Origin of the sequence: Clostridium estertheticum, assembly GCF_018861295.1 — a bacterium.
Taxonomy (GTDB): domain Bacteria; phylum Bacillota; class Clostridia; order Clostridiales; family Clostridiaceae; genus Clostridium_AD; species Clostridium_AD estertheticum_D.
In genome coordinates this window covers 49,966-71,677 of the sequence record NZ_JAHLDM010000008.1, presented here as the reverse complement: position 1 = coordinate 71,677, position 21,712 = coordinate 49,966, and the positions used below count along the sequence as shown (strand labels likewise).

Below are 21,712 nucleotides of genomic sequence, written 5' to 3'. Positions count from 1 at the left end.
AATGTCTATAATTATAAATGGAAAAGAAACTTATATTATTGATAGGACATTAATGAACATAACAAAAAAAAGATTTAATGAAAATGAAGTACATGAGTTCACGATAAATTTAAGAAGAATAGGGGTAGATTTCTTTGAGGTTGATGAGAGGACTTTTAATATTGTAAGACCTCTGATAACATCAGAGGTTTTTATTTTTAGAATTGATAAAATTAGTCAATTGGAAATATGTAAAAGAAATGGTATAGAATATATTTTAGTTAAAGAAGAGGACTTAGAGTTTTTTAATATTAAATGTATTGAAGAAAATTATAACTTTAAGATTATATTAGAAATAGATATTAATTCTTATAAAAGCAATTTCATGAATAAGATTAATAAAAATATAGATAGATTTTTTTGCTTAAGATTTAAGGGAGAGAGTAACTGGTTAACTTACGATTATATGCAAGAAAATTACAATGTGAAAACTAATATTTATGCTAGTGATAAATTTTCTATGGCAACAGCAGTATGTTTTCAGGCTATTATTAAAGGAATAGATTATATAACCACAGCTTTTTGTGGACGTGATGGGACTTATGGCACAACACCACTGGAGGAAATATTAGTTTCTACAAAAGTTATTTTGGGTGAAGAAGTAAATGAAGATATTAGTGTTCTTAGTGTAATGAGTTTACAATACGAAAAAATAACCTATAGTAAAGTACCTAACAATAAGCCCATAATTGGTAAGGATATATTTAAATATGAATCTGGAGTACATGTGGCTGGCATTCAAAAAAATCCAATAACATACGAACCTTTTAAACCTGAAATTGTTGGAATGAAGCGTAAACTTGCTTTAGGTAAGCACTCAGGTAAAAATTCGATCCATGCTAAATTAAAAGAGCTTAGTATAGATAATAAATTTATGGAAGCAGAAATTTCAGATGTTTTAGAGAGAGTTAAAAGTAAAAGCATAAAAAATAAAATGGAACTTTCAGATGAGGATTTTATAGAAATATGTTGCGAAATTAAGAGGTTACGTTATGTATAAAATAGTTGATACTACATTAAGAGATGGTGAACAAATGGCAGGCGTTGAGCTAGGGTTTGATGACAAGATTGAATTTGCTAAAATTATAGATTCGAAAGATGTATATCAAATAGAAGCTGGCACTCCTGCCATGGGTGGAGATGAAAAAAAAAGTATTGAACAACTAATGGGTCTAGGGTTAAAAAGTAAGGTGTCTGCATGGAATAGGATGAATATAAACGATATAAAACATTCTATTGATTGTAGGGTAGATATTGTGCATATATCAGTTCCTATATCTGATATACAAATAAAATGGAAACTTGGGAGAGATAGAGTCTGGGTTATTAATGAAATGAAGCGGAGCGTTTATTATGCTAAAGAAAAGGGCTGCGAGGTTGTGGTTGGGCTTGAGGATGCTTCAAGGACTTCCACTGAGTTTTTAATGCATGTTATAAGGGAAGCTAAAGAGCTTGGCGTACAGCGTGTTAGATATGCAGATACTGTTGGAATACTGTATCCAGATAAAATATATAAACAAATTAAAAAAATCAAACAAAATATTGATATTTCTATTGAATTTCATGCACACAACGATTTTGGTATGGCTGTGGCAAATTCTGTTTCTGCAGTTATGGCTGGAGCAGAATTTGTAGATTCTACATTTGGAGGAATAGGTGAAAGGGCAGGTAATTGTGATTATGTTAAGTTAATAAATGCCTTAGATAAAAATAATAATTCAATATAAATAAACACTATATTTTATTAAAATAAGGAGGAAAATTTATCAGATAAACAAGAAAATATTGATTTGATAAATAGAAAATAAAATGGAAATAGCAGTATTTCAAGATACTAGTGGTAAAACACAATCTATAGTTGAACCAGGTATAATTAAGGTTTACGCGGGAAGTAAGGGCACATGGGAAATAACTAAAGAGATTATCTTTAGAATAGATAATATAGCTGGAATAAAAGAAATTAGAAGAAACATTATAAACATGGCAGAAGAATTAGGTAATTGCAAAGTTTTTGTTGGGAGAGAAATAAAGGGGATGACCTACAATATTCTTGATGGAATGGGATTTAACACTTGGGAATTAGAAGGTAAACCAATGGAGTTATTAGAGTTTGTATTTGAAAAAGAATTGGAAGAGGCAAAGTTAATAAAGCTTTCAGAATTAGAGAATGTGAAACCTATTATACAAAAGGTTAAGGATGGACATTATTATGTAAATCTAAAAAAAATTCAGAAAAACAATGAAAGTCTTACTTCAAAAAGTATATTGATACCATTTTTGACTACTACAATTTTTTATCAATTAGAGATAATTTGTGGACATATCCCACCCTGGTTTCATGCTGAATTTGAAAAGTTGAATTTAAAAATGGAAACGACTCATATTAGTCAAAGTGAAATTAAAGTGAAGGTTTATCCTGATATTTGCAAGGAATAGTAAATAGTATAAATATTTTATTTCGGAGGCGATAATATGAAGGAATTTATGACTAAATATGGTATGCTAAAAGGGATAACTAGTATTGAATTTTATACTGACGGAATAATAAAGGAATGTAAATTGAGCGAATATTGCGAGATTAACACGAGTTATGGGATTTTTGTTCCTCAATATGATGAAGAAGAGGTAAGACGTAAGTATAAAAGATCTTTATCTTTTTATAAAAATGGAAATTTACAAAGTATTTCTTTTCATAGTGGAACGACTATAGTTACAAGTGTTGGGAAACTATCAGCAGAACTTGCTGTATTTCATGAAAACGGACAAATTAAGCGTATTTTCCCGTTAAATGGTAAGATAACTGGCTATTGGACTGAGCAAAATGAATATGAACTTTCCGAGGAATTAGAATTTCATTTTGAGTTTGGAAAGTTTAAGAAAAAAATTATTGGTATTAATTTTTATGAATCTGGAGGCGTAAAAAGTGTAACTTTATGGCCAAAGGATTTTATTAATATTTTATCACCTTACGGGATGATTGAGACTCGTATTGGGTTCTCACTATATCCAAACGGTGCTATTAAGTCCTGTGAACCTAGAAGGCAAACTTTAATAAATACTGTTATTGGAGAGCTTCATGCATTTGATTTTGATGCTATTGGCCTTAATGCTGATACAAATTCTTTGAATTTTAAAGAAAATGGAACTATTAAATCATTGTATACATCATTAGATAAAATAACAGTTAAAGATGCTTTTGGTAGCTCACATATTTACGAGCCAGGATTAAAACCAAATAATTTTAATGATAAAATTATGGATGTGGTGCCTCTAAGGATTGAATTTTATCTGAGTAAAGTAAAAATTAATGAAACAGAGTACAATATCGAGAGTAACACTTTTTCTGTTGATAAGTTTGTTAGAAAATTCTTTTAGGCATATAAATTCTAATTTAATATAGAAATATATGAAATTAACCTTCCTATTTTACTGATTTTGATGTAAACTTATGGAAAGTATTGCATAAAATAATTTAATAATTAACTAATTCTAAACAAATAAATAACATATTCTTTACAATCAACTGCTATAATAATAGTATCAAATACATTTCAAAGAGATATTTTATAAAAGCAATTTTATAAATTTTAGTTTTATTTATCTAATAATATATTAGAAAGGTGAGGATTAAAATGAATGAAGAACAATTGTTATATAATGTGATTTTCCCAGAAAGCAATGACCCTAATTATATTAATTATGGCTATTTTATAGGGAGGAGCAAAAAAAATGTATTTAAACTGAAGGCTATTATTAATGAAAGTCAACTTAATCCTGTATTAATTTGTGATGGAGATAAGCAAAATGCTTTTTTTGCAAAAGTTTTTCAAAGTGAGGTAGATGAATTTTTGCAAATTATAAGTGACCTTGATTTTAAACAAATTAGGATAAATAGCTGCCACATGAACGAAGTAAAAGCTATGTTTGATGAAGAGATAAAAGATAATCGAAAAAAAGAACATAGGGTAGTTCATTATTTATTACCGCGGAAATTTAACAATGGAACAAAAAACTGGAAAATACCAGATGTAATAGAATTTAATCCAATAAATGAAAATAAGCCAGTCTTAAAAGGAGTAATTAATTTATAAAAAAATAGAGAAAAATATTAATATAAGGAATTACTCTAGTAGTGATTTCTTATATTTTTTTTGCGTGAATTAGCAACTATTTTAATTGTTTATGATACAATTAATAAAACATTTATATTATGAAGTGTAGTTCTAATTTAAAATACAGAATAGGTTGGTGAGTAGATTGAAAGGGAAAAGGGAGCGAGGTAAAAGAATTTTAATTGTAGCTGTATTATTTTCTTTGGTATTTAGTGCTCTTGTTGGCAGAATGGTTTATTTAATGGCCGTTAATGGGTCCAAGTATAAATCTTTGGCATTACAGCAACAGACAAAAAATATAGCGGTACCTCCTATAAGAGGAGCGATTCTAGATAGAAATGGTCAAGAACTGGCATTAAGTATGAATATTTATAGACTTGATGTTGATTTGAATGTATTAAAAAAATATTTAGTAGACAAAAAAATACCAGAGGAACAAGCGGATCTTCAATTGTCGAAAATACTAAATATTGATAAGAGCAAAATTAAGGAGATATTAGATGACAAAGATAGCAAAGGGAATCCATTACAATTTGTATCACTTAAAAGAAAGGTAGAGAAGAAAGTTGTGGATAAAATTAAGGCTCTAAAATATAGTGGAATAATAATTTCAAAAGATGTTGAGAGGACATACCCAAACGATAACTTTTTAGCACATGTAATGGGGCATACCAATTTAGATGGAAATGGAGTCAATGGAGTTGAATTAAGTTACAATAATGAATTAGCAGGTGTTCCTGGAGTTAAGGTAGTTGAAACGGATAGGGATAGTAATGAATTACCTTATACGGAAGCAGTGACAGTTCAACCAGTAAACGGAAAGGATTTAACATTAACTATTGATGAACGAGTTCAAGAGTTAGCGCAGAAAGTTGCGAAAGAAACATTAACTAAAAATGGTGCAAAATCTGTAAGTATAACAATTATGAACCCAAAGAATGGTGAGATTATGGCAATGGCTAATGCACCAGATTATAATTTAAATATTCCGTACGTAGAAGGTAAGACAAGCAAAGAAACACAGGAAATTTGGAAGAATAGAGCCATTAGCAGTGCATTTGAACCAGGATCAATTTTCAAGGTTATAACATCAGCTGCAGCGCTTCAAAATAATGCTGTAACAGATAAGGATCGATTTATAAGTAATGGTAGCATTAAGGTTGGAAATAAATTATTATATAGCGATAATAAAGAAAATTATGGAATTGAGACTTTCTCGGATATAATTAAGAATTCAGATAATGTTGGGTTTGTTAAACTAGGGCAGATGATAGGAAAGGCGAACTTTTATAAATTTATAGAGCTTGCCGGCTTTGGACAGAAAACGAATATTGATATGCCGGGCGAGGGCACAGGGATTGTAAAAGACTTAAATAATATAACACCGATTGATCTTGCTACAATGGCATATGGACAAGGTGTTGCAGTTACTCAGATACAGTATATTGCAGCGTTTAACGCAGTGGCAAACGGAGGCACATGGATAAGACCACATGTTATGAAAGACATATCTCATATTGAAAATGGAAAAAAGGTTATAGACAAGCAGTTTAGTAATCTAAATGAGAAAACAATAATGAGCAAAGAAAAAGCAGCTCAGTTAAGAACGTATTTGGAAAGGGTAGTTAAAGAAGGAACAGCAGTTGGAACATATATTGATGGTTATCATATAGCAGGGAAAACTGGAACTGCAAATAAAGTTAACAGTATCGACGGAGGATACAACACTGGTAAATATGTATCCTCATTTGCTGGTATGGCCCCTGCCAGTGATCCAAAAGTGAGTTTAGTAATTACTATAGAGGAACCAAACGCTTCGAATTATTATGCTGCGCAGACGGCAGTACCTGCGGCGCGTAAGTTGTTTTTAGAATTATTTCCAATAATAAATATGGCTCCCAGTAATGTGAGTAGTACAAAAAAATAATATTCTTCTAAATTTATTTTATTTAAATATATTGAATATTTACATTTTTCCTTCATAATGGTAATATACATATATAGTGGCATAAAAACTATAATAGGATTGGCTCTATTTATATGGTTTATAAATAAAGCATAATAAAGAATGTCAATATATTCAATATTAAGGGGGAAATAAAAATGATAAAAACTAAGAAAATGTTAGCTCTGGGTGTTGGTTTAATTATGACGACTTCACTATTCGCTGGGTGCTCAACTGATGGTTTTGCACTTGTGAAGTCATTTACAAAGACACAAACAATAAACTCTATGCAGAGTAAAACGGATATTTCACTTAAGGTTTCAGGCACTAATATGTCGATAAAAGAGAAACAAATGATGGATACCGTGTTGCCATCTATAAACGGAACTAAAATCTCTATGGTAACTAAAACCAATCAGAATAAGGATAGAACAATTTCAAAAATGCAAAGTGATATATCATTACAATTAGTTCAATCTCCAGATCCTATAAACATGAGTATTTGGGTTGATACAGATATAACTGGAGAAAAACCTGTGATTAATGAGTTATATAAAATTCCTCAATTGCTTTCATCGCAGCTTCCAGCTGAATTAAAAGGTAAAGAATACATGGCAATGGATTTAGCGAATATGCCAAGTACACCAGGTATGCCTAAAACTGATTATAAAAAACTTATGGCTTTTAGCAAAGAATTCCAACCTAAATTAACTGATTTTATAGTTAAATATGCTAAACAATTTAATCCAACTACGAAGTATGTTACCCATATAGGAAGTCAAAGTTTCTTGCAAGATGACGTAATTCAATCTTCAGATACTTATGAAGTAAAGTTAAATGATAAATCATTTAAGGATTTAATGCATTACACTTTGAATAATCTTTCAGAGAGCAAGGATGCTATGAGTTTTACTCAGGATTATATGAAAGCTATGATGTCAGTTTATGATGTAACTGGTGGTCAGGATAAAACGAGCAAGGATGAAATAAATAAGGCATTTGGCGATATAACAACTCAATTGCCACAACAACTTAAAAGTATGAATAAATCATTAGAATCTATTGATAATCTTAAAATTCTTGGGGATAAAGGAATTACAATTAGATATACTATTAATAAGGATGGTTATATTGTAAATGAAAAAGGTAATGCAGAATTTGTAATTGATTTACCTAGCATAAACAAATTAGCTGGTACAACAGCTGTGGCAAGTAATAGCGACCAAACTGGTATATATACTATAGGGGTAGATTTTAATACAGATATAACTAATATTAATAAAAATATTGATATTGTGTTACCAAAAACAAATTCAACTAATTCATTTAACTATAATGATATATTGAAGTTAGCTAACACAAAATTACCTACAAATTAGTAAGGTGTATCTATTGTTAATTTATAGAACATAAATAAGAACAACTTGTAAAACTTTTTACAAGTTGTTTTTTTAGTGTGCCCGGCATGGGCGTAATCTAAAGGGTGAAAGTCCCGAGTGCGGGTTGATAGTGCTAAGCACATAGTTGAACACCAAGGGTGTCCTCGGCGACGAGGAATCTGAAGGCAGGTGTAAATGAATCTCTGGTCTGACGAACAGAAATTACATATAAGGCATGGTATATTGGGTAAAATTGCTAAACAAATTGAAGCCCAAAACTATTCAAAAATATACTGTGTAAATGTAGCAGATACATGGAGAGAAAGATTGCGTTCTTACCCGGGGAGAGCTCATGGACATGTTAAGATGTATTTCGATACATGGTTGAAATAAGATTTATCATGAGCAGTCAGCCGACGCCATAGTACCAAAATATTTATAAATATTTTGGGAAGGGCTGAACTATAGGAGGTTTTGAAAATTTTGAAGAACTCAAAGAAATATGTAGAAATCAGAAAACTTCATAATGAAGACTATCTATGCGAGGTAGGGTTGGAAATCCAAGATAACATAGAAGTGATGAGTATTTCTTCGGCGTCAAGGAATGGAAGAGACGACAAGAAACGAGATACTAATATCCTAATGGAGCAAATTCTTCATCGTGACAATTTGAACAAAGCATACAAAAAGGTGAAGAATAATAAAGGGAGTAGTGGCGTGGATGGAATGACAGTAGATGAACTACTAGAATACCTAAAAAGCAACAACAGCCAACTTCAAAAGGATTTAATAGAAGAAAGTTATACCCCAATGCCAGTCCGTAGGGTAGAAATAGATAAACCTGACGGTGGAAAAAGACTCCTAGGAATACCTACGGTAGTAGACAGGGTAGTACAACAGGCGATAGCCCAAGTGTTAACACCAATCTACGAGGAAAAGTTTTCAGAAACAAGTTTTGGATTCCGACCAGGAAGAAGTCAACACCAAGCGATTGAAAAATGTAAAGAACACATCAAAGACGGTTATAAATGGGTCGTTGACATTGACATATCTAAGTATTTTGATACTGTAAATCATGATAAACTCATGTCCATCCTATCCAAGGATATAAATGACAAAAAGGTATTAAGATTAATAAGAAAATATTTACAATCAGGTGTAATGATTAACGGAGTGGTAGCAGAAACAAACGTCGGATGCCCGCAGGGTGGGCCATGTAGTCCGCTACTAAGTAATGTTTATCTAAATGAATTGGATAAAGAATTAGAAAGGCGTGGATTAAAATTTTGTCGCTTTGCAGATGATTGTAATATCTACGTGAAGAGCAAACGCTCTGCAGAAAGAGTAATGAAGTCAGTTACAAAATTTCTTGAGGAAGAACTTAAACTGAAAATAAACCTAAACAAAAGTAAGGTAACTAGGCCATGGAAACTGAAATATTTAAGCTTTTCATTTTACAATGGTAAAGGTGGAATTCAAGTACGTGTACACCCGAAAGCTATAGAAAAACTTAAGAAAAACATCAAAGAAGTAACTTCAAGGAGTAATGGAAAAAGCCTAGAATGGAGATTCCAAAAACTGAAACAGAAACTTCGAGGATGGATAAATTATTTCAGGATAGCTAATATGAAAACTATAGCAAAAGAGCTAGACCAATGGTTAAGGAGAAGGATACGCCTCTGTATATGGAAACAATGGAAAAGGGTCAGAACGAGATTCAAGGAACTTAAAAAGAGAGGGCTATCAAAACAAAAGGCTTGGGAATATGCAAATACACGAAGAAGTTATTGGAGAATATCCAAGAGTCCAATTATGAATATTGCATATAAAGATAAAGACCTAGAAAGTCTAGGTCTAATCAGTATAACGAAATATTATCTTAGAAATTGTTAGTTCTTATAGAACCGCCTTGTACCGAACGGTATGCAGGGTGGTGTGAGAGGTCGGCTAATCAAATAATGATTAGCCTCCTACTCGATTGTGCATTGTAAATTATAATAAAAAGGGTATAATGTACATTAATTTCTAATAAAGTACTTACGGGTATTTTATATGTGTGATGCTAGTTTGTGGTATATTAATTAAAAAGGTTAATATTCCTTAATTTTATAAAAAAAATAGGAGTAGGGTGAACTTTGAATGGAGAAAAATATGGATATAGAACTTTCTAGTATGTTTGTGATTTTTGGTGGAACTGGTGATCTGACAAAAAGAAAACTCATTCCTGCTATTTTTAGCTTGATGCATGAGGGAAAATTATCTGAGAATTTTACAATTGTGTGTATAGGGAGACGAGAAAAGACAAGTGAACAGTATAGGGAAGAAATGCATGAGTATGTAAAAGAATTCTCTAGATTTCCTTTGAATAGTAAATTATGGGAAAATTTTATTGAGAGAATATTCTATAAGAATTTTGATTTTACTTCAAATAATCAAGGATATAAGGATTTAGATTTGTTTTTGGAAAAAATGGATAATGAATATTCAACAAGAGGAAATAGATTATATTATTTAGCAGTTGCACCAGAATTTTTTGAGGGTATAATTAGAAACTTAAAAAACAATAATATGGTTTGTAAATCAATAGGATGGCAGAGAGTAATGATAGAAAAACCTTTTGGATCAAATTTGAAAACTGCGAGAATTTTAAATAATAATATATCAAAACTTATACCGGAAGAGGATATATTTAGAATAGATCATTATTTAGGAAAGGAAATGATCCAAAATATATTAGCAATTAGATTTGGTAATTCTTTATTCGAACCTTTATGGAATTCAAACTATATTGATAATATCCAAATTACATCTAATGAACTAATAGGTGTAGAAAACAGAGGGGCATATTATGAAAATGCGGGTATATTAAAAGATATGCTTCAAAATCATTTATTGCAGATGCTTACAATGATTGCAATGGAACCTCCAGTGGATTTTGATCCGGAATCTATAAGAGATGAAAAAGTTAAAGTGCTTAGATCGCTAAGACCTTTTACTTCGGCGTCATTAAAGAAAGATATAGTTCGAGGGCAATATGGTTCAGGAACAATTAATGAAGTCAAGGTAGTTGGATATAGACAAGAAGAAAGGGTATCTAGGGAATCTAATACAGATACATTTATAGCACTTAAGACTTATATAGATAATTTTCGTTTTGGAGGAGTACCCATTTATATAAGAGCAGGAAAAAGAATGGATACAAAAAGTACGGAAATAGTTATTCAGTTTAAAAAACTTGCTGGAATTAATTATTATAAAGAATTTGACCAAATAGGTAGTAATCTTTTAGTTTTAAAAATTCAGCCAGAGGAGGGCTTTTATTTTCAAATAAATGCTAAAAAGCCTGGTAATGACTTTAAAATGGAAAAGGTAGAGTTAGATTATTGCCAAAGTTGTAAGTATTTAAATGATTCGCCAGAGGCCTATGAGAAGTTGTTGCTTGAAGCAATCAGAAATAATTCATCTTTATTTACAAGGTGGGATGAACTTGAATATTCTTGGAAATTTATTGAAAGTATTGAAAAAGGATATGAGAATGATGTTTCTAATTACCCTAACTATGCGGCGGGAACACCAGGACCTACGGGAGCAGTAGAGTTAATTGAAAAGGATGGCAGACAGTGGTGGAATACTGAACTTTAAGGAGGGATAACATGATTATATATGATATATCTATGATTATTGAAAAGGATATGGGAGTATACAAGAATAAAGAGGAAAAAAGACCAGTAATTAAATTTGAAAGTAAAATCCCCAAAGATAAAATAAATGAATCTAGTTTGTATATGAATGTGCATACAGGAACTCATATTGATGCAGCATTTCATGTGGATAATGATGGCGATACAATTGATGCTATAGATCTAACTAAATTGATTAGGAAATGTAGAGTGATAGACTTAACTAAAGTTATAGGTTCAATAACAAAAGAGGATCTTATAGATAAAAACATTAAGCCATTTGAATTCTTATTACTTAAAACCAAAAATTCATTTAAAGAGGGGTATGAATCAGATTTTGTATATCTCTCAATAAGTGGAGCAGAGTACTTGGCAGAAAAGGAAATAGTGGGTGTGGCAATAGATTCCTTTGGAATAGAGAGAGCTCAGCCGGGTCATGAAACCCATAAAACACTTTTTAATAAAGGCATAATTATAATAGAGGGTGTTAGGTTAAAAGAAGTTTCAGAAGATGAATACTTCATGTGTGCGCTTCCACTTAAAATTAAAGGTATAGATGGTGCACCTGCTAGAATAGTTTTAATAAAAGACTTAATTATATTATAAAGGGAGAGATTTAATTGTAATTATATTCTGTTTTACGATTAGTTTTACAAATTCTTGACTATGTAGAAAATAAGGATTAGTTTTACAATTAAATGATATCAATATAGAAAATATAAAGTTGAATAATTTTAAAGTGGAAGGTCTTAACCCCTTCAATTACCTATCTTCGTGATTAAAATTATACCATAAATCTATACGTAAAAACGGTAGTTGTTAATGTTTTAACGTTATTTAACAAAAACTTAACAAATCTAAAAAAATCTAAAAAATAAAAAGTAATTAATGTATATAACTGTTCTAGTACTGAAAAAAGTAAATATAACAGAATGCTTTGCTATTATAAGAAGCTAATTCGGAAATATGGGACTGTATTGCCAAAAACATTAGTAAAATCAATATTATATATAAAGGTTAAAGTAATGAATAAGCAACTGTGTATATTTAAAAAATAGTTTCTTATATATAAGGCATGTAAATTATTACATAGACATTTGTTAAAAATTTAATTATTGTTGACTTTTACACTAAATAAAACTATCTTGAGAGATAGGAGCTTAATTATATATATAATTCGACAGGTAGTAATTAGACGAATTTTATTATAGGCTTATAATGTAATTGATATTATAATCAAAGGGGGAGCGTTTAATTATCATATAAATAGTTCCTTGCGAGTATAATATAATTAATATTGTAGTAGAGGAAGGAGCTGTAGAGGTGGTAAAAGAAGAAGAAGGAATTATAATAGAGATTTCTAAGGATAATATTGCGAAAGTAAAAGTAGGAAGGCATAATGAGTGTAAAAATTGTGGCGCATGTCCTGGCGATAATTCAGTTGTAATAGAGGCTAAAAATCCTATTGGAGCTAAAATTGGTCAACGAATTGCATTTGAAATGAAAGATACAAATATGTTAATGGCAGCTTTTGTTGTATATATACTTCCTCTTGTTCTAGTTGTAATAGGTGTTATTGTTGGACAAGTGATAGCTAAAAAATTTGGGTATTCTGTTCGGGGATTTCAAATTGGAGGCGGAATAATAACATTTGTATTATCAATTATTAATATAAAACACTTTGAAAAGTACGCTCATAATAATGACAAAATGCAACCTGTGATTACTAAAAGTTTATCTTGAATATAATTTTTTCGAATTTGATTATATCTATTATAGTTCACAAATTTTAAATATTTTAAAAGAGGTGTGGAAAAGTGATAAAAAGTTTTCGTGGAGGAATACATCCAAATGGTTCTAAAAATTACACCGCGAGCAAGCCTATAGAAATAGCAACTTTACCAAGTAAAGTTGTTATTCCTGTGAGTCAGCATATCGGTGCTCCTTGTGTGCCAACTGTAGCAAAGGGTGATTATGTAAAGAAGGGACAGGTTATAGCAACTAGTCCAGCTTTTGTTTCAAGTCCGGTACATGCATCTATATCAGGTATGGTTAAAGATATAGCTTTATATCCTCATCCGGTATTTGGAAAATGTCTTTCTATCGTAATTGAAAATGATGGAAAAGACGAATGGATAGAAGGAATCCCTCTTGTTCGCGACTGGGAGAAGTTAAGTGCTGACGAAATAAAAGGTATCATTAAAGATGCAGGTATCGTTGGAATGGGAGGAGCTACTTTTCCAACTTTCGTAAAATTATCACCACCAAAAGATAAGAAAATAGATACTTTTATTTTGAATGCAGCAGAATGTGAGCCTTTTTTAACAGCAGATCACAGAATGATGCTTGAACATTCTGATAAAATTGCTATTGGAGTAAAATTAGTAATGAAGGTTCTTGGGGTTGAAAAAGCATTTGTTGGAATAGAAGACAATAAACCAGATGCTGTTATTGCTATGCAAAAGGCGTTTGAAGGAACTACAGTTAAAGTAATGGCAATACCAACTAAATATCCACAAGGTGCGGAAAAAATGCTTATTAAAGTACTTGTAGATCGTGAGGTTCCATCAGGAAGCTTACCAATGGATGTTGGTGTAGTTGTTCAAAACGTAGGTACAGTCGTTGCAATTTGTGACGCAGTTGTAAGTGGGATTCCATTAATTGAAAGAGTAACAACAATAAGTGGAAGTGCTGTTAAAGAACCTAAAAATCTTTTACTTAGAATTGGAACAACATTTGAAGATGCTATTGAGAATTGTGGCGGATTTAAAGAACCGCCAGCTAAAATTATTATGGGTGGTCCTATGATGGGATTTGCTCAATCAAATTTAAATATTTCTATAATTAAAGGGGTTTCTGGAATACTTGGATTAACTAAGAAAGATATTAATAATGGAACTCAATCTCCCTGTATTCGTTGTGGAAAATGTGTAAGTGTTTGCCCTTGTGGACTTAATCCAAGTATGTTAAGTATACTCGGAGAAAGAGATATGTATGAGGAAGCAAAACTTGAACAAAATCTTTTCGATTGTGCTGAATGTGGAAGCTGTGTTTATGTATGTCCAGCTAAACGTAATATTGTACAATACATTAAATACAGTAAAATGAGAAACAATGCAGATGCTGCTAAAAAAAAGGAGGCTCTAGCTAAATGAGTGAAGTAAAATTACAAGAGAATCTCTTTACCGTATCAACTTCTCCACATATACGTGCAGAAGCATCTATTTCTAAAATTATGTGGACTGTTACTATGGCATTAACACCAGCTGCGCTTTTCGCAATTTATCATTTTGGAACGTCTGCTTTATTCGTATTACTTGCGGGAAGTTTGTCTGCGGTAGGATTTGAATATATAGTACAAAAACTTAGAAAAAAGCCAGTAACTATAACAGACGGAAGTGCATTTTTGACAGGACTATTGCTTGCAATGTGTTTACCACCAGCAATACCACCTTATATGGCAATTGTTGGTTCATTTATAGCTATAGTAATTGCAAAACATGCTATGGGTGGACTTGGATATAATATTTTCAATCCAGCCCATATTGGTCGTGCTGCTCTTATGGTGTCATGGCCTGTTGCTATGACAACTTGGTCAAAATTTACATCAAGTGTAGACGTAGTGTCTACTGCAACACCTTTAAATATTTTAAAACAACAAGGATATTCAAAATTAATAGATACTTTTGGAAGTGCGCCTCAAATGTATAAAGATATGTTTATTGGCTTTCGTAATGGAAGTATTGGTGAAACATCTACGGTTTTACTAATTATTGGAGGTATATATTTAATTTATAAAGGTTATGCAAATTGGGTAGTTCCTGCATTTATGATTGGAACTGTAGGTATTTTAACTTGGATATGTGGACCAACAGGGTTATTTACTGGAGATCCGTTATTTCATATGATGGCTGGAGGCCTTATTATAGGAGCTTTTTTCATGGCTACAGATATGGTTACCATTCCAATTACAAAGAAAGGGCAGATAGTTTTTGCTATTGGCGCTGGAGTTATTACTGTCTTAATCAGGCTTAAGGGTGGATATCCTGAAGGGGTTTGTTATTCTATTTTATTAATGAACGCAGTTACACCACTTATTGATCGCTTGATGAAGCCGGTAAAATTTGGAGCAAGGGGGTAGTGAAAAATGTCAGATGAGAATAATATCAAGCCTAAAGTTAATCATGAAAAAAAATATAGCATTTTTCAAATCACTATAAATTTAACAGTTGCCTGTTTTATATCAGGATTGATTATTGCTGTAGTATATTTTTTTACAGCACCAGTTGCAGTAAAAACAGCAGCAGGAATTAAAACTGATGCAATGAAATCACTAGTGGTAGGTGCACAAAAATTTACGCCTGTAAATGGTAAGGCAGAATGGTTTACTGCAGAAAAAGATGGAAAAGTAGTTGGATATGTTGTTCCAGCAGAAAGTAAAGGATATGGTGGAGCAATAAAAATGCTTGTAGCAGTTACTCCACAAGGTAAAATTATTGAATTTACTATATTAGAAACTAAAGAAACACCTGGACTTGGAGACAATGCAAGTAAAGATCCTTTTAGAAACCAATTTAAAGGTAAGTCAGTCAAAGATTTAGAAGTAACAAAAGATCCAACAAAAACAAATAATATTCAAGCAATGACTGGTGCTACCATTTCTTCTAAAGCGGTAACTAAAGGCATTAAAGAAGCTGTGCAAAAAGTTACACAGTTTGTAGGGAGGAAATAATATGAAAGAGTTATGGAACATATTTAAAAAAGGGATTATTGAAGAGAACCCAATTTTTGTTCTTGCACTTAGTCTTTGCCCTGCTTTAGCGGTAACAAGTAGTGCGCTAAATTCTTTGGTTATGGGACTTGCGGTACTGTTTGTTATTACTGCTAATAATATGGTTGTATCTGTTACTAGAAAATTAGTAAATCCGACGGTTCGTGTACCGGTGTATATTACTTCAGTTGCAACAATTGTTACTGTAGTACAGTTGGTATTACAAGCGTATTTGCCAGCACTTAATAAGGCTTTAGGAATATATCTTGCATTAATTGTTGTTTTTGCAATTATTTTAGCAAGAGCTGAAGTTTTTGCTTCAAAGAATAAAGTTATTCCATCTATGTTTGATGGACTTGGAATGGGATGTGGTTTTGCACTTGGACTTGTATTAATCGGGATAGTTCGTGAACTTATTGGTGCAGGAACATTATTTGGAATGAAAATTCTTGGCTCTTGGTATAATCCAGCACTTATTATGGTTTTATCACCAGGTGCATTTATATTAATTGGCTACATGGTGGCTGGTTTTAAGATGTGGATTGACCATAGTGAAAAAGTTAAACTCGAGAGAGGTGAGATGTAATGGGTCATTATTTAACCATACTTGCAAGTAATATAGTTGTAAACAATTTCGTTTTAACAAGGTTTTTAGGACTTTGTATTTTCTTTGGAGTTTCCAAAAGTTTAAATGCATCCGTTGGTATTGGAATGGCTGTAACTTCTGTTATGACATTAAGTTCTATGATGGCATGGTTAGTTTACCATTTTGTATTAGCGCCTTTTCATTTAACATTTTTAACAACAGTGGTATTTGTTCTCCTAATTGCTAGTTTTGTTCAGCTTTTAGAAATGATTATTAAAAAACATGCACCTACTTTATATAATATGTGGGGAATTTATTTATTATTAATTGCTACAAATTGTATTGTATTTAGTGTACCACTTTTAAATGTAGAAAATAATAATTCGTTTTTAGACAGTGCGGTAACTGCAGTAGGTGCCGGTTTAGGCTTTACTTTGGCGATCGTCCTTATGGCAAGTTTAAGAGAAAAATTAAGACTTGCAGATGTCCCAAAACCACTTCAAGGGCTTGGTGTAGCGTTTATTTTAGCTGGAATGCTTGCATTAGCCTTCTTAGGTTTTTCTGGGATGATACCAGTATAAAAAGGAGCTGAAAAATTAATATGAGTAATTTAGAAATTGCAATTGCAGTGTTAATTGTAATGACAATAGTTGGATTGGTATTTGGTTTAGTTTTAGCATTTGCTAATAAAAAGTTTTCTATTGAAATAAATCCATTGATTCATATCGTTGAGGATATATTACCAAAAGGTCAGTGTGGAGCCTGTGGATTTGCTGGTTGTATGGCATATGCAGAAGCTGTGGTTATGAATGATGATGTGCCACCAAATCTTTGTGTTCCGGGTAAAGCAGCTGTTGCAAAATTGGTAGCTGATTTAACTGGTAAAGCAGCATTAGAAGTGGAACCAAAGGTTGCTTTTGTACATTGCGCTGGCAGCATAGATAAAGCAAATAAAGCTTACGAGTATAAAGGTGTACAAGACTGCGTTGCAGCATCATTACTACAGGGAGGGCCTAAGGGATGCCAATATGGTTGTCTTGGCTTTGGAACCTGTGTTAACAATTGTCCATTTGATGCAATGACAATGGGTGATAATGGTTTACCTATTATTGATGAAGAAAAATGTACAGGCTGCGGAAAATGTAAATCAGTCTGTCCAAAGAAAGTTATTGATTTAGTTTCACCTGGAATTCATGTGGCTATAAATTGTAATTCAAAAGACAAAGGCGCAGTAGCACGTAAACTTTGTACTATAGCGTGTATTGGGTGTGGAATTTGTGTTAAAAATTGTTCCCACGGTGCAATAAAAATTGAAAACAATTTAGCTGTAGTAGACAGCAAAATTTGTATGTCAGAGTGCAATGAAGCTACTTGCACAGCTAAATGTCCTACTGGAGCAATTAAAACTTATATAAAAGAACTTCCATCAGCAAATATTGCAGCAGAGCCAGTTAAAAATAAAACTTTATCTGAATAAAATTTTATAAATTCATAAAAAACCTCTAAAATTGGATATTAATTTTAGAGGTTTTTTTTTATTTTTAACTAATATTAGATGTTATCATATGGTGAAAATAGTATAATATGTGTTATAATAATCGTATACATAAGTTTAAGGAGGCTCTAAATGGATAAAATTAAACAACAAAAAATTATGAAAGAATTTGCTATACCTCATCCTTTTAAAGATGAGTCAGATGAAAAATATGCAAATAGAATGATAGAAGAAACTTCTGATTTTTTAAAAAAGTATGCTGAAGCTACAGGTAAAAAAGGGTATGTTTGTCATCTTACAGGTGGAGTAGATAGCTTCGTTACAAGTATGCTAATTAGAAAATCTGGACTAGAATTAATTAATTTATCACTTCCTTTTGGAATAAAGCAAGATATAGATGATGTAGAAAAAGCTAAACGTGTTATAAAACCAGAGGTGTTCAAAACCTATGACATAATGGGTCCTGTTATTGAATCTATTGAACTTTTACGTGATTTACCTTCTTCAAAGGTAGATATCGGGAATACAAAAGCTAGAATAAGAATGACTGTATTATATAGAATAGCTGAAGTTTATGATGTTTTAGTTGCTGGGGTCTCAAATGCTGCAGAATTGACACTCGGAATGATGACTAAATATGGTGATGGTGCGGCAGATGTACAACCACTTGCAGGAATAACAAAAGGTGTAGTATATGAAATGGCAAAAATACTTAATGCACCTCAATCTATAATTGATAAGCTATCTACAACTGGTGTATGGGATAATGGAACAAATCAAAAAATAGTAACAGAACTAAATCACCAGGTTTGTATATATTTAAGAGGTGGAGATATAGAAAAAGCATATGAAGAAAAAATATTAAAGCTATATGAAATTTCTAAACACAAAAGACATTTACCAGTTTCGCTAAAAGATACTTGGTGGGTTGAATAAATTTATAAAAACCTACAGTAAAAGAGATGTTTAACATCTCTTTTTTTCGTTGAATTCATTTTGAGTTAAATTAATGATTAATTATAAAATAAATATTGTGTGCTAATTCCATAGTATATAGATGATTATTAGTTATATCACCATAATAGTTAATATTGGATGAATATTGTTAATGTTTTAACGTAATATATACAATATGTGTTATAATGAGAGTATAAATAAGTTTAAGGGGGAACGAAATGGATAAAATTAAACAAAATGAGATAATGAGTGAATTTGGTATACCTTGTCCTCTTCAAGATGAGTCGGACGAAAAATACGCATATAGAATGATAGAGGAAACTTGCACTTTTTTAAAAAAATATGCACAGCTTGCTGGTAAAAAAGGATACGTATGTAATTTAACAGGTGGAGTTGACAGTTTTGTTACTAGTATGCTTATCAAAAGATCAGGACTTGAGTTAATCAATTTATCTCTTCCTTTTGGAATTAATCCAGATATAGAGGATTTAGAAATTGAGAAGCATGTAATACAACCTGATGTATTTAGAACTTATGATATAACAGGACCGGTAAATGAATCTCTTGATCTTCTCCATAATTTGCCTTCTTCAAAAGTAGATATAGGGAATACAAAATCTAGAATAAGAATGACAGTTATATATAGAATAGCTGAAGTTTATGATGTTTTAGTTGCTGGATTTTCAAATGTTGCTGAGTTAACTCTAGGAATGGTAACTAAGTTTGGCGATGATGCTGCAGATGTAAAACCACTTGCTGGGATAACAAAAGGTATAATTTATGAAATGGCTAAGATATTTAATGCTCCTAAATCTATAATTGATAAGGTATCTACAAGTGGTATGTGGGATAATAAATCAAATTTAGAAGAAGTAACAGAATTAAATCATCAAGTTTGTATGTATTTAAGAGGTGAAGAGATTTCTGATGAATATGAGGCAAAGATATTGAAGTTATACAATGTATCTAAACATAAAAGGCATTTACCAGTTTCAACAAAAGATACTTGGTGGGTAGAATAAATTTAAAAAACAAATGCACCTATTATTTAGATGCATTTGTTTTTTTATATAATCTTAATTTATTTTACTCGTAGAACAAACACATGAGGTGTAAGTCTACCACTTTCAATTTTTATTTCTTTAAGTAATTCAAGTTGATCATTACCTAATAAAATTTCCCTAAACAATTCCTTTTCTATTGTGTATACAAATGCCATTCCGTTTGATTTAACTAGCCTCGGAATTTTAGCTATAAATGCATTATATAGGTCTGCATACTTGTTATGGGTGGTAGATTTATTATCAAAAGGCATATTTGTTATAATCTCATCATATAGAGTATAAGGAATAAATTCTAATGTATCATCAGCTATAAGTTCTATGTCTACATTAGCTAACTTAGAATTTATTGTTGCAGCTGTTATAGCGGTTCTAAATATATCAATTCCTGTTAAAGACTCGAATTGTTCTAATTTAGATCTTTCTATAAGCATTGTTCCTGCACCGCAAAATGGATCTATAACTTTAGCATTAGGTTCTAGCCATTGCTCTATGGATTTTATTACAATAGCTGCAGTTACTGGATTTATAGATGTAGCTAGGTCATTTTTTCTATAATCAAATCTATTATCTTTAAAGGAATATAATTTAATATATACATTACAAAGATTATCTTTTTCAAGTATTCGAATTTCAACTTCATATGAGGATGGGCTATTTCTTAAATTTCCAGAGGAGATTTCATCTAACTCTCTAGATAAATTTTTTACAAAATCGGATCTATCTCTGTTGGAATCCATAGTTTTAAATTCAATTCTGTATCCAAAAGGAGAATTCGATTCATTATCGTGACAATCATTTAAAAAGCCTACAATATCTGCATTTATAATTTCAGCTGCAATTATCTTATAATCAAACAACACGTCAGAGCAATCACCTAAAGGATATAAAAGTTCATAAAAGGTCCTACAACTATAAATCTTATCTAAATCATTTTCACATATAAGTATACCATCATTAATAAGTCTACCTTCGATTAATTTTTCATCAAGTTCAGCTAAAGTAAGCTGATATTGATAATTCATAATTGTGAGTAGCATTGGTACAGGAGCAGCAAATCCCTTAAATTCATGGCGTGCAGTTGGAGATAATTTATCTATGGCTCTTGTAAGTGCTAGTTTTTCTTCATTAATATGTTTATTAGTTGTAATCAGTGAGTTATTATCTTTTGAGATTTGTTCGTTATGGACTACTTCCTCAAACATTTCCTTTAGCTTTTCTGCATCAATAGCGCTGCCACAGTTACCTATCGCAAGTACATATGAATATCTCACAAATAGTTTCTCTTCGGCATTGTAGGCGTTATATAAGCCGTCTAAATATGCAGGGTCTGCAAGTTCACCGATGACACCACACACATTCTTTCGAACCTTAGGATCAGAATGCGAAAGAAAAGCAATGAGCTTTTCCTTTGAGTTACCAATAGTTCTTTTAAACATTCCCTTTGGCTTTTCCTTTTTTAAAATATCTCTCATAACTGATAGTAAGGTCCTAGGGTCATCCTCAGTTATTATTTTTGACCATAACAGTGGAATGGCATTATTATAATCTAGAGATAGTTTGTTTATTATAGCGGATCTCTGTTTATCATCTGAAGTTTTTAAATTTTCTAATAAAATTGTAATTTTATTATTTATTTCTAACTTATCATTTATATCTATCATTTGTTTCACCTCTTATGTTTAAA

The 21,712-nt window shown here is 31.4% G+C and carries 21 protein-coding genes; 20 read left to right on the top strand and 1 reads right to left on the bottom strand.

From position 1 onward, the window contains the following. Position 1 precedes the first annotated feature (1 nt). The 20 genes from KPL54_RS10050 to nadE (KPL54_RS09955) all read left to right on the top strand — a co-directional run bounded on the left by KPL54_RS10050 (position 2) and on the right by nadE (KPL54_RS09955) (position 19,986). A complete protein-coding gene (locus KPL54_RS10050; protein WP_216106450.1) occupies positions 2 to 1,039 on the top strand; it encodes a homocitrate synthase/isopropylmalate synthase family protein in 1,038 nt (345 codons plus the stop codon). Next, positions 1,032 to 1,766 (top strand): homocitrate synthase, encoded by a 735-nt coding sequence (locus KPL54_RS10045; protein WP_216106449.1) that lies wholly within the window; start codon positions 1,032 to 1,034, stop codon positions 1,764 to 1,766. Before KPL54_RS10050 ends, KPL54_RS10045 begins: the two co-directional genes overlap by 8 nt. Before the next feature lie 82 nt (positions 1,767 to 1,848). Further along, positions 1,849 to 2,475 carry a Fe-only nitrogenase accessory protein AnfO gene (anfO, locus tag KPL54_RS10040; RefSeq protein ID WP_216106448.1) on the top strand — a complete coding sequence of 209 codons (627 nt, stop codon included), beginning with the start codon at positions 1,849 to 1,851 and terminating at the stop codon, positions 2,473 to 2,475. A gap of 36 nt (positions 2,476 to 2,511) precedes the next feature. Next, complete coding sequence (locus KPL54_RS10035) at positions 2,512 to 3,414, top strand: hypothetical protein (RefSeq protein WP_216106447.1); 903 nt, start codon at positions 2,512 to 2,514, stop codon at positions 3,412 to 3,414. Between the two features lie 257 nt (positions 3,415 to 3,671). Further along, a complete protein-coding gene (locus tag KPL54_RS10030; RefSeq protein ID WP_216106446.1) occupies positions 3,672 to 4,130 on the top strand; it encodes a hypothetical protein in 459 nt (152 codons plus the stop codon). A 157-nt stretch (positions 4,131 to 4,287) separates the two neighbouring features. Continuing rightward, complete coding sequence (locus tag KPL54_RS10025; RefSeq protein WP_375372984.1) at positions 4,288 to 6,078, top strand: penicillin-binding transpeptidase domain-containing protein; 1,791 nt, start codon at positions 4,288 to 4,290, stop codon at positions 6,076 to 6,078. A gap of 176 nt (positions 6,079 to 6,254) precedes the next feature. Then, a complete protein-coding gene (locus KPL54_RS10020; protein WP_216106445.1) occupies positions 6,255 to 7,475 on the top strand; it encodes a hypothetical protein in 1,221 nt (406 codons plus the stop codon). A gap of 195 nt (positions 7,476 to 7,670) precedes the next feature. After that, on the top strand, positions 7,671 to 7,868 hold the full coding sequence (locus tag KPL54_RS10015) for a hypothetical protein (protein WP_253203419.1): 198 nt from the start codon (positions 7,671 to 7,673) through the stop codon (positions 7,866 to 7,868). Between the two features lie 90 nt (positions 7,869 to 7,958). Continuing rightward, entirely contained in the window at positions 7,959 to 9,368 is a 1,410-nt protein-coding gene (gene ltrA, locus KPL54_RS10010) for a group II intron reverse transcriptase/maturase (protein ID WP_216106444.1), read from the top strand. Positions 9,369 to 9,614: 246 nt separating this feature from the next. After that, entirely contained in the window at positions 9,615 to 11,117 is a 1,503-nt protein-coding gene (gene zwf, locus KPL54_RS10005; protein WP_216106443.1) for a glucose-6-phosphate dehydrogenase, read from the top strand. Between the two features lie 11 nt (positions 11,118 to 11,128). Next, positions 11,129 to 11,761 (top strand): cyclase family protein, encoded by a 633-nt coding sequence (locus KPL54_RS10000; protein WP_216106442.1) that lies wholly within the window; start codon positions 11,129 to 11,131, stop codon positions 11,759 to 11,761. A gap of 717 nt (positions 11,762 to 12,478) precedes the next feature. Next, on the top strand, positions 12,479 to 12,898 hold the full coding sequence (locus tag KPL54_RS09995) for a SoxR reducing system RseC family protein (RefSeq protein WP_216106441.1): 420 nt from the start codon (positions 12,479 to 12,481) through the stop codon (positions 12,896 to 12,898). A gap of 74 nt (positions 12,899 to 12,972) precedes the next feature. Further along, positions 12,973 to 14,310 carry an electron transport complex subunit RsxC gene (rsxC, locus tag KPL54_RS09990; RefSeq protein ID WP_216106440.1) on the top strand — a complete coding sequence of 446 codons (1,338 nt, stop codon included), beginning with the start codon at positions 12,973 to 12,975 and terminating at the stop codon, positions 14,308 to 14,310. After that, positions 14,307 to 15,296, top strand: coding sequence for an RnfABCDGE type electron transport complex subunit D (locus KPL54_RS09985; protein ID WP_171295471.1), 990 nt, complete (start codon positions 14,307 to 14,309; stop codon positions 15,294 to 15,296). The genes rsxC and KPL54_RS09985 overlap by 4 nt, the downstream gene beginning before the upstream one ends. A 6-nt stretch (positions 15,297 to 15,302) precedes the next feature. Continuing rightward, a complete protein-coding gene (locus KPL54_RS09980; protein ID WP_216106439.1) occupies positions 15,303 to 15,887 on the top strand; it encodes an RnfABCDGE type electron transport complex subunit G in 585 nt (194 codons plus the stop codon). Between the two features lies 1 nt (position 15,888). Then, the gene (gene rsxE, locus KPL54_RS09975) at positions 15,889 to 16,512 is read left to right on the top strand and encodes an electron transport complex subunit RsxE (RefSeq protein ID WP_216106438.1); all 624 of its coding nucleotides are present in this window, start codon (positions 15,889 to 15,891) and stop codon (positions 16,510 to 16,512) included. Further along, positions 16,512 to 17,093 carry an electron transport complex protein RnfA gene (locus tag KPL54_RS09970; RefSeq protein WP_216106437.1) on the top strand — a complete coding sequence of 194 codons (582 nt, stop codon included), beginning with the start codon at positions 16,512 to 16,514 and terminating at the stop codon, positions 17,091 to 17,093. The genes rsxE and KPL54_RS09970 overlap by 1 nt, the downstream gene beginning before the upstream one ends. 20 nt (positions 17,094 to 17,113) lie before the next feature. Next, a complete protein-coding gene (gene rnfB / locus KPL54_RS09965; RefSeq protein ID WP_216106436.1) occupies positions 17,114 to 17,989 on the top strand; it encodes an RnfABCDGE type electron transport complex subunit B in 876 nt (291 codons plus the stop codon). A gap of 150 nt (positions 17,990 to 18,139) precedes the next feature. Continuing rightward, entirely contained in the window at positions 18,140 to 18,943 is an 804-nt protein-coding gene (nadE, locus tag KPL54_RS09960) for an NAD(+) synthase (protein ID WP_216106435.1), read from the top strand. A gap of 239 nt (positions 18,944 to 19,182) precedes the next feature. Next, a complete protein-coding gene (gene nadE, locus KPL54_RS09955) occupies positions 19,183 to 19,986 on the top strand; it encodes an NAD(+) synthase (protein WP_216106434.1) in 804 nt (267 codons plus the stop codon). Between the two features lie 59 nt (positions 19,987 to 20,045). On the opposite strand, the gene KPL54_RS09950 is transcribed toward nadE (KPL54_RS09955), so the two are convergent. Next, the gene (locus KPL54_RS09950) at positions 20,046 to 21,689 is read right to left on the bottom strand and encodes a methyltransferase (RefSeq protein WP_216106433.1); all 1,644 of its coding nucleotides are present in this window, start codon (positions 21,687 to 21,689) and stop codon (positions 20,046 to 20,048) included. Positions 21,690 to 21,712 lie beyond the last annotated feature (23 nt).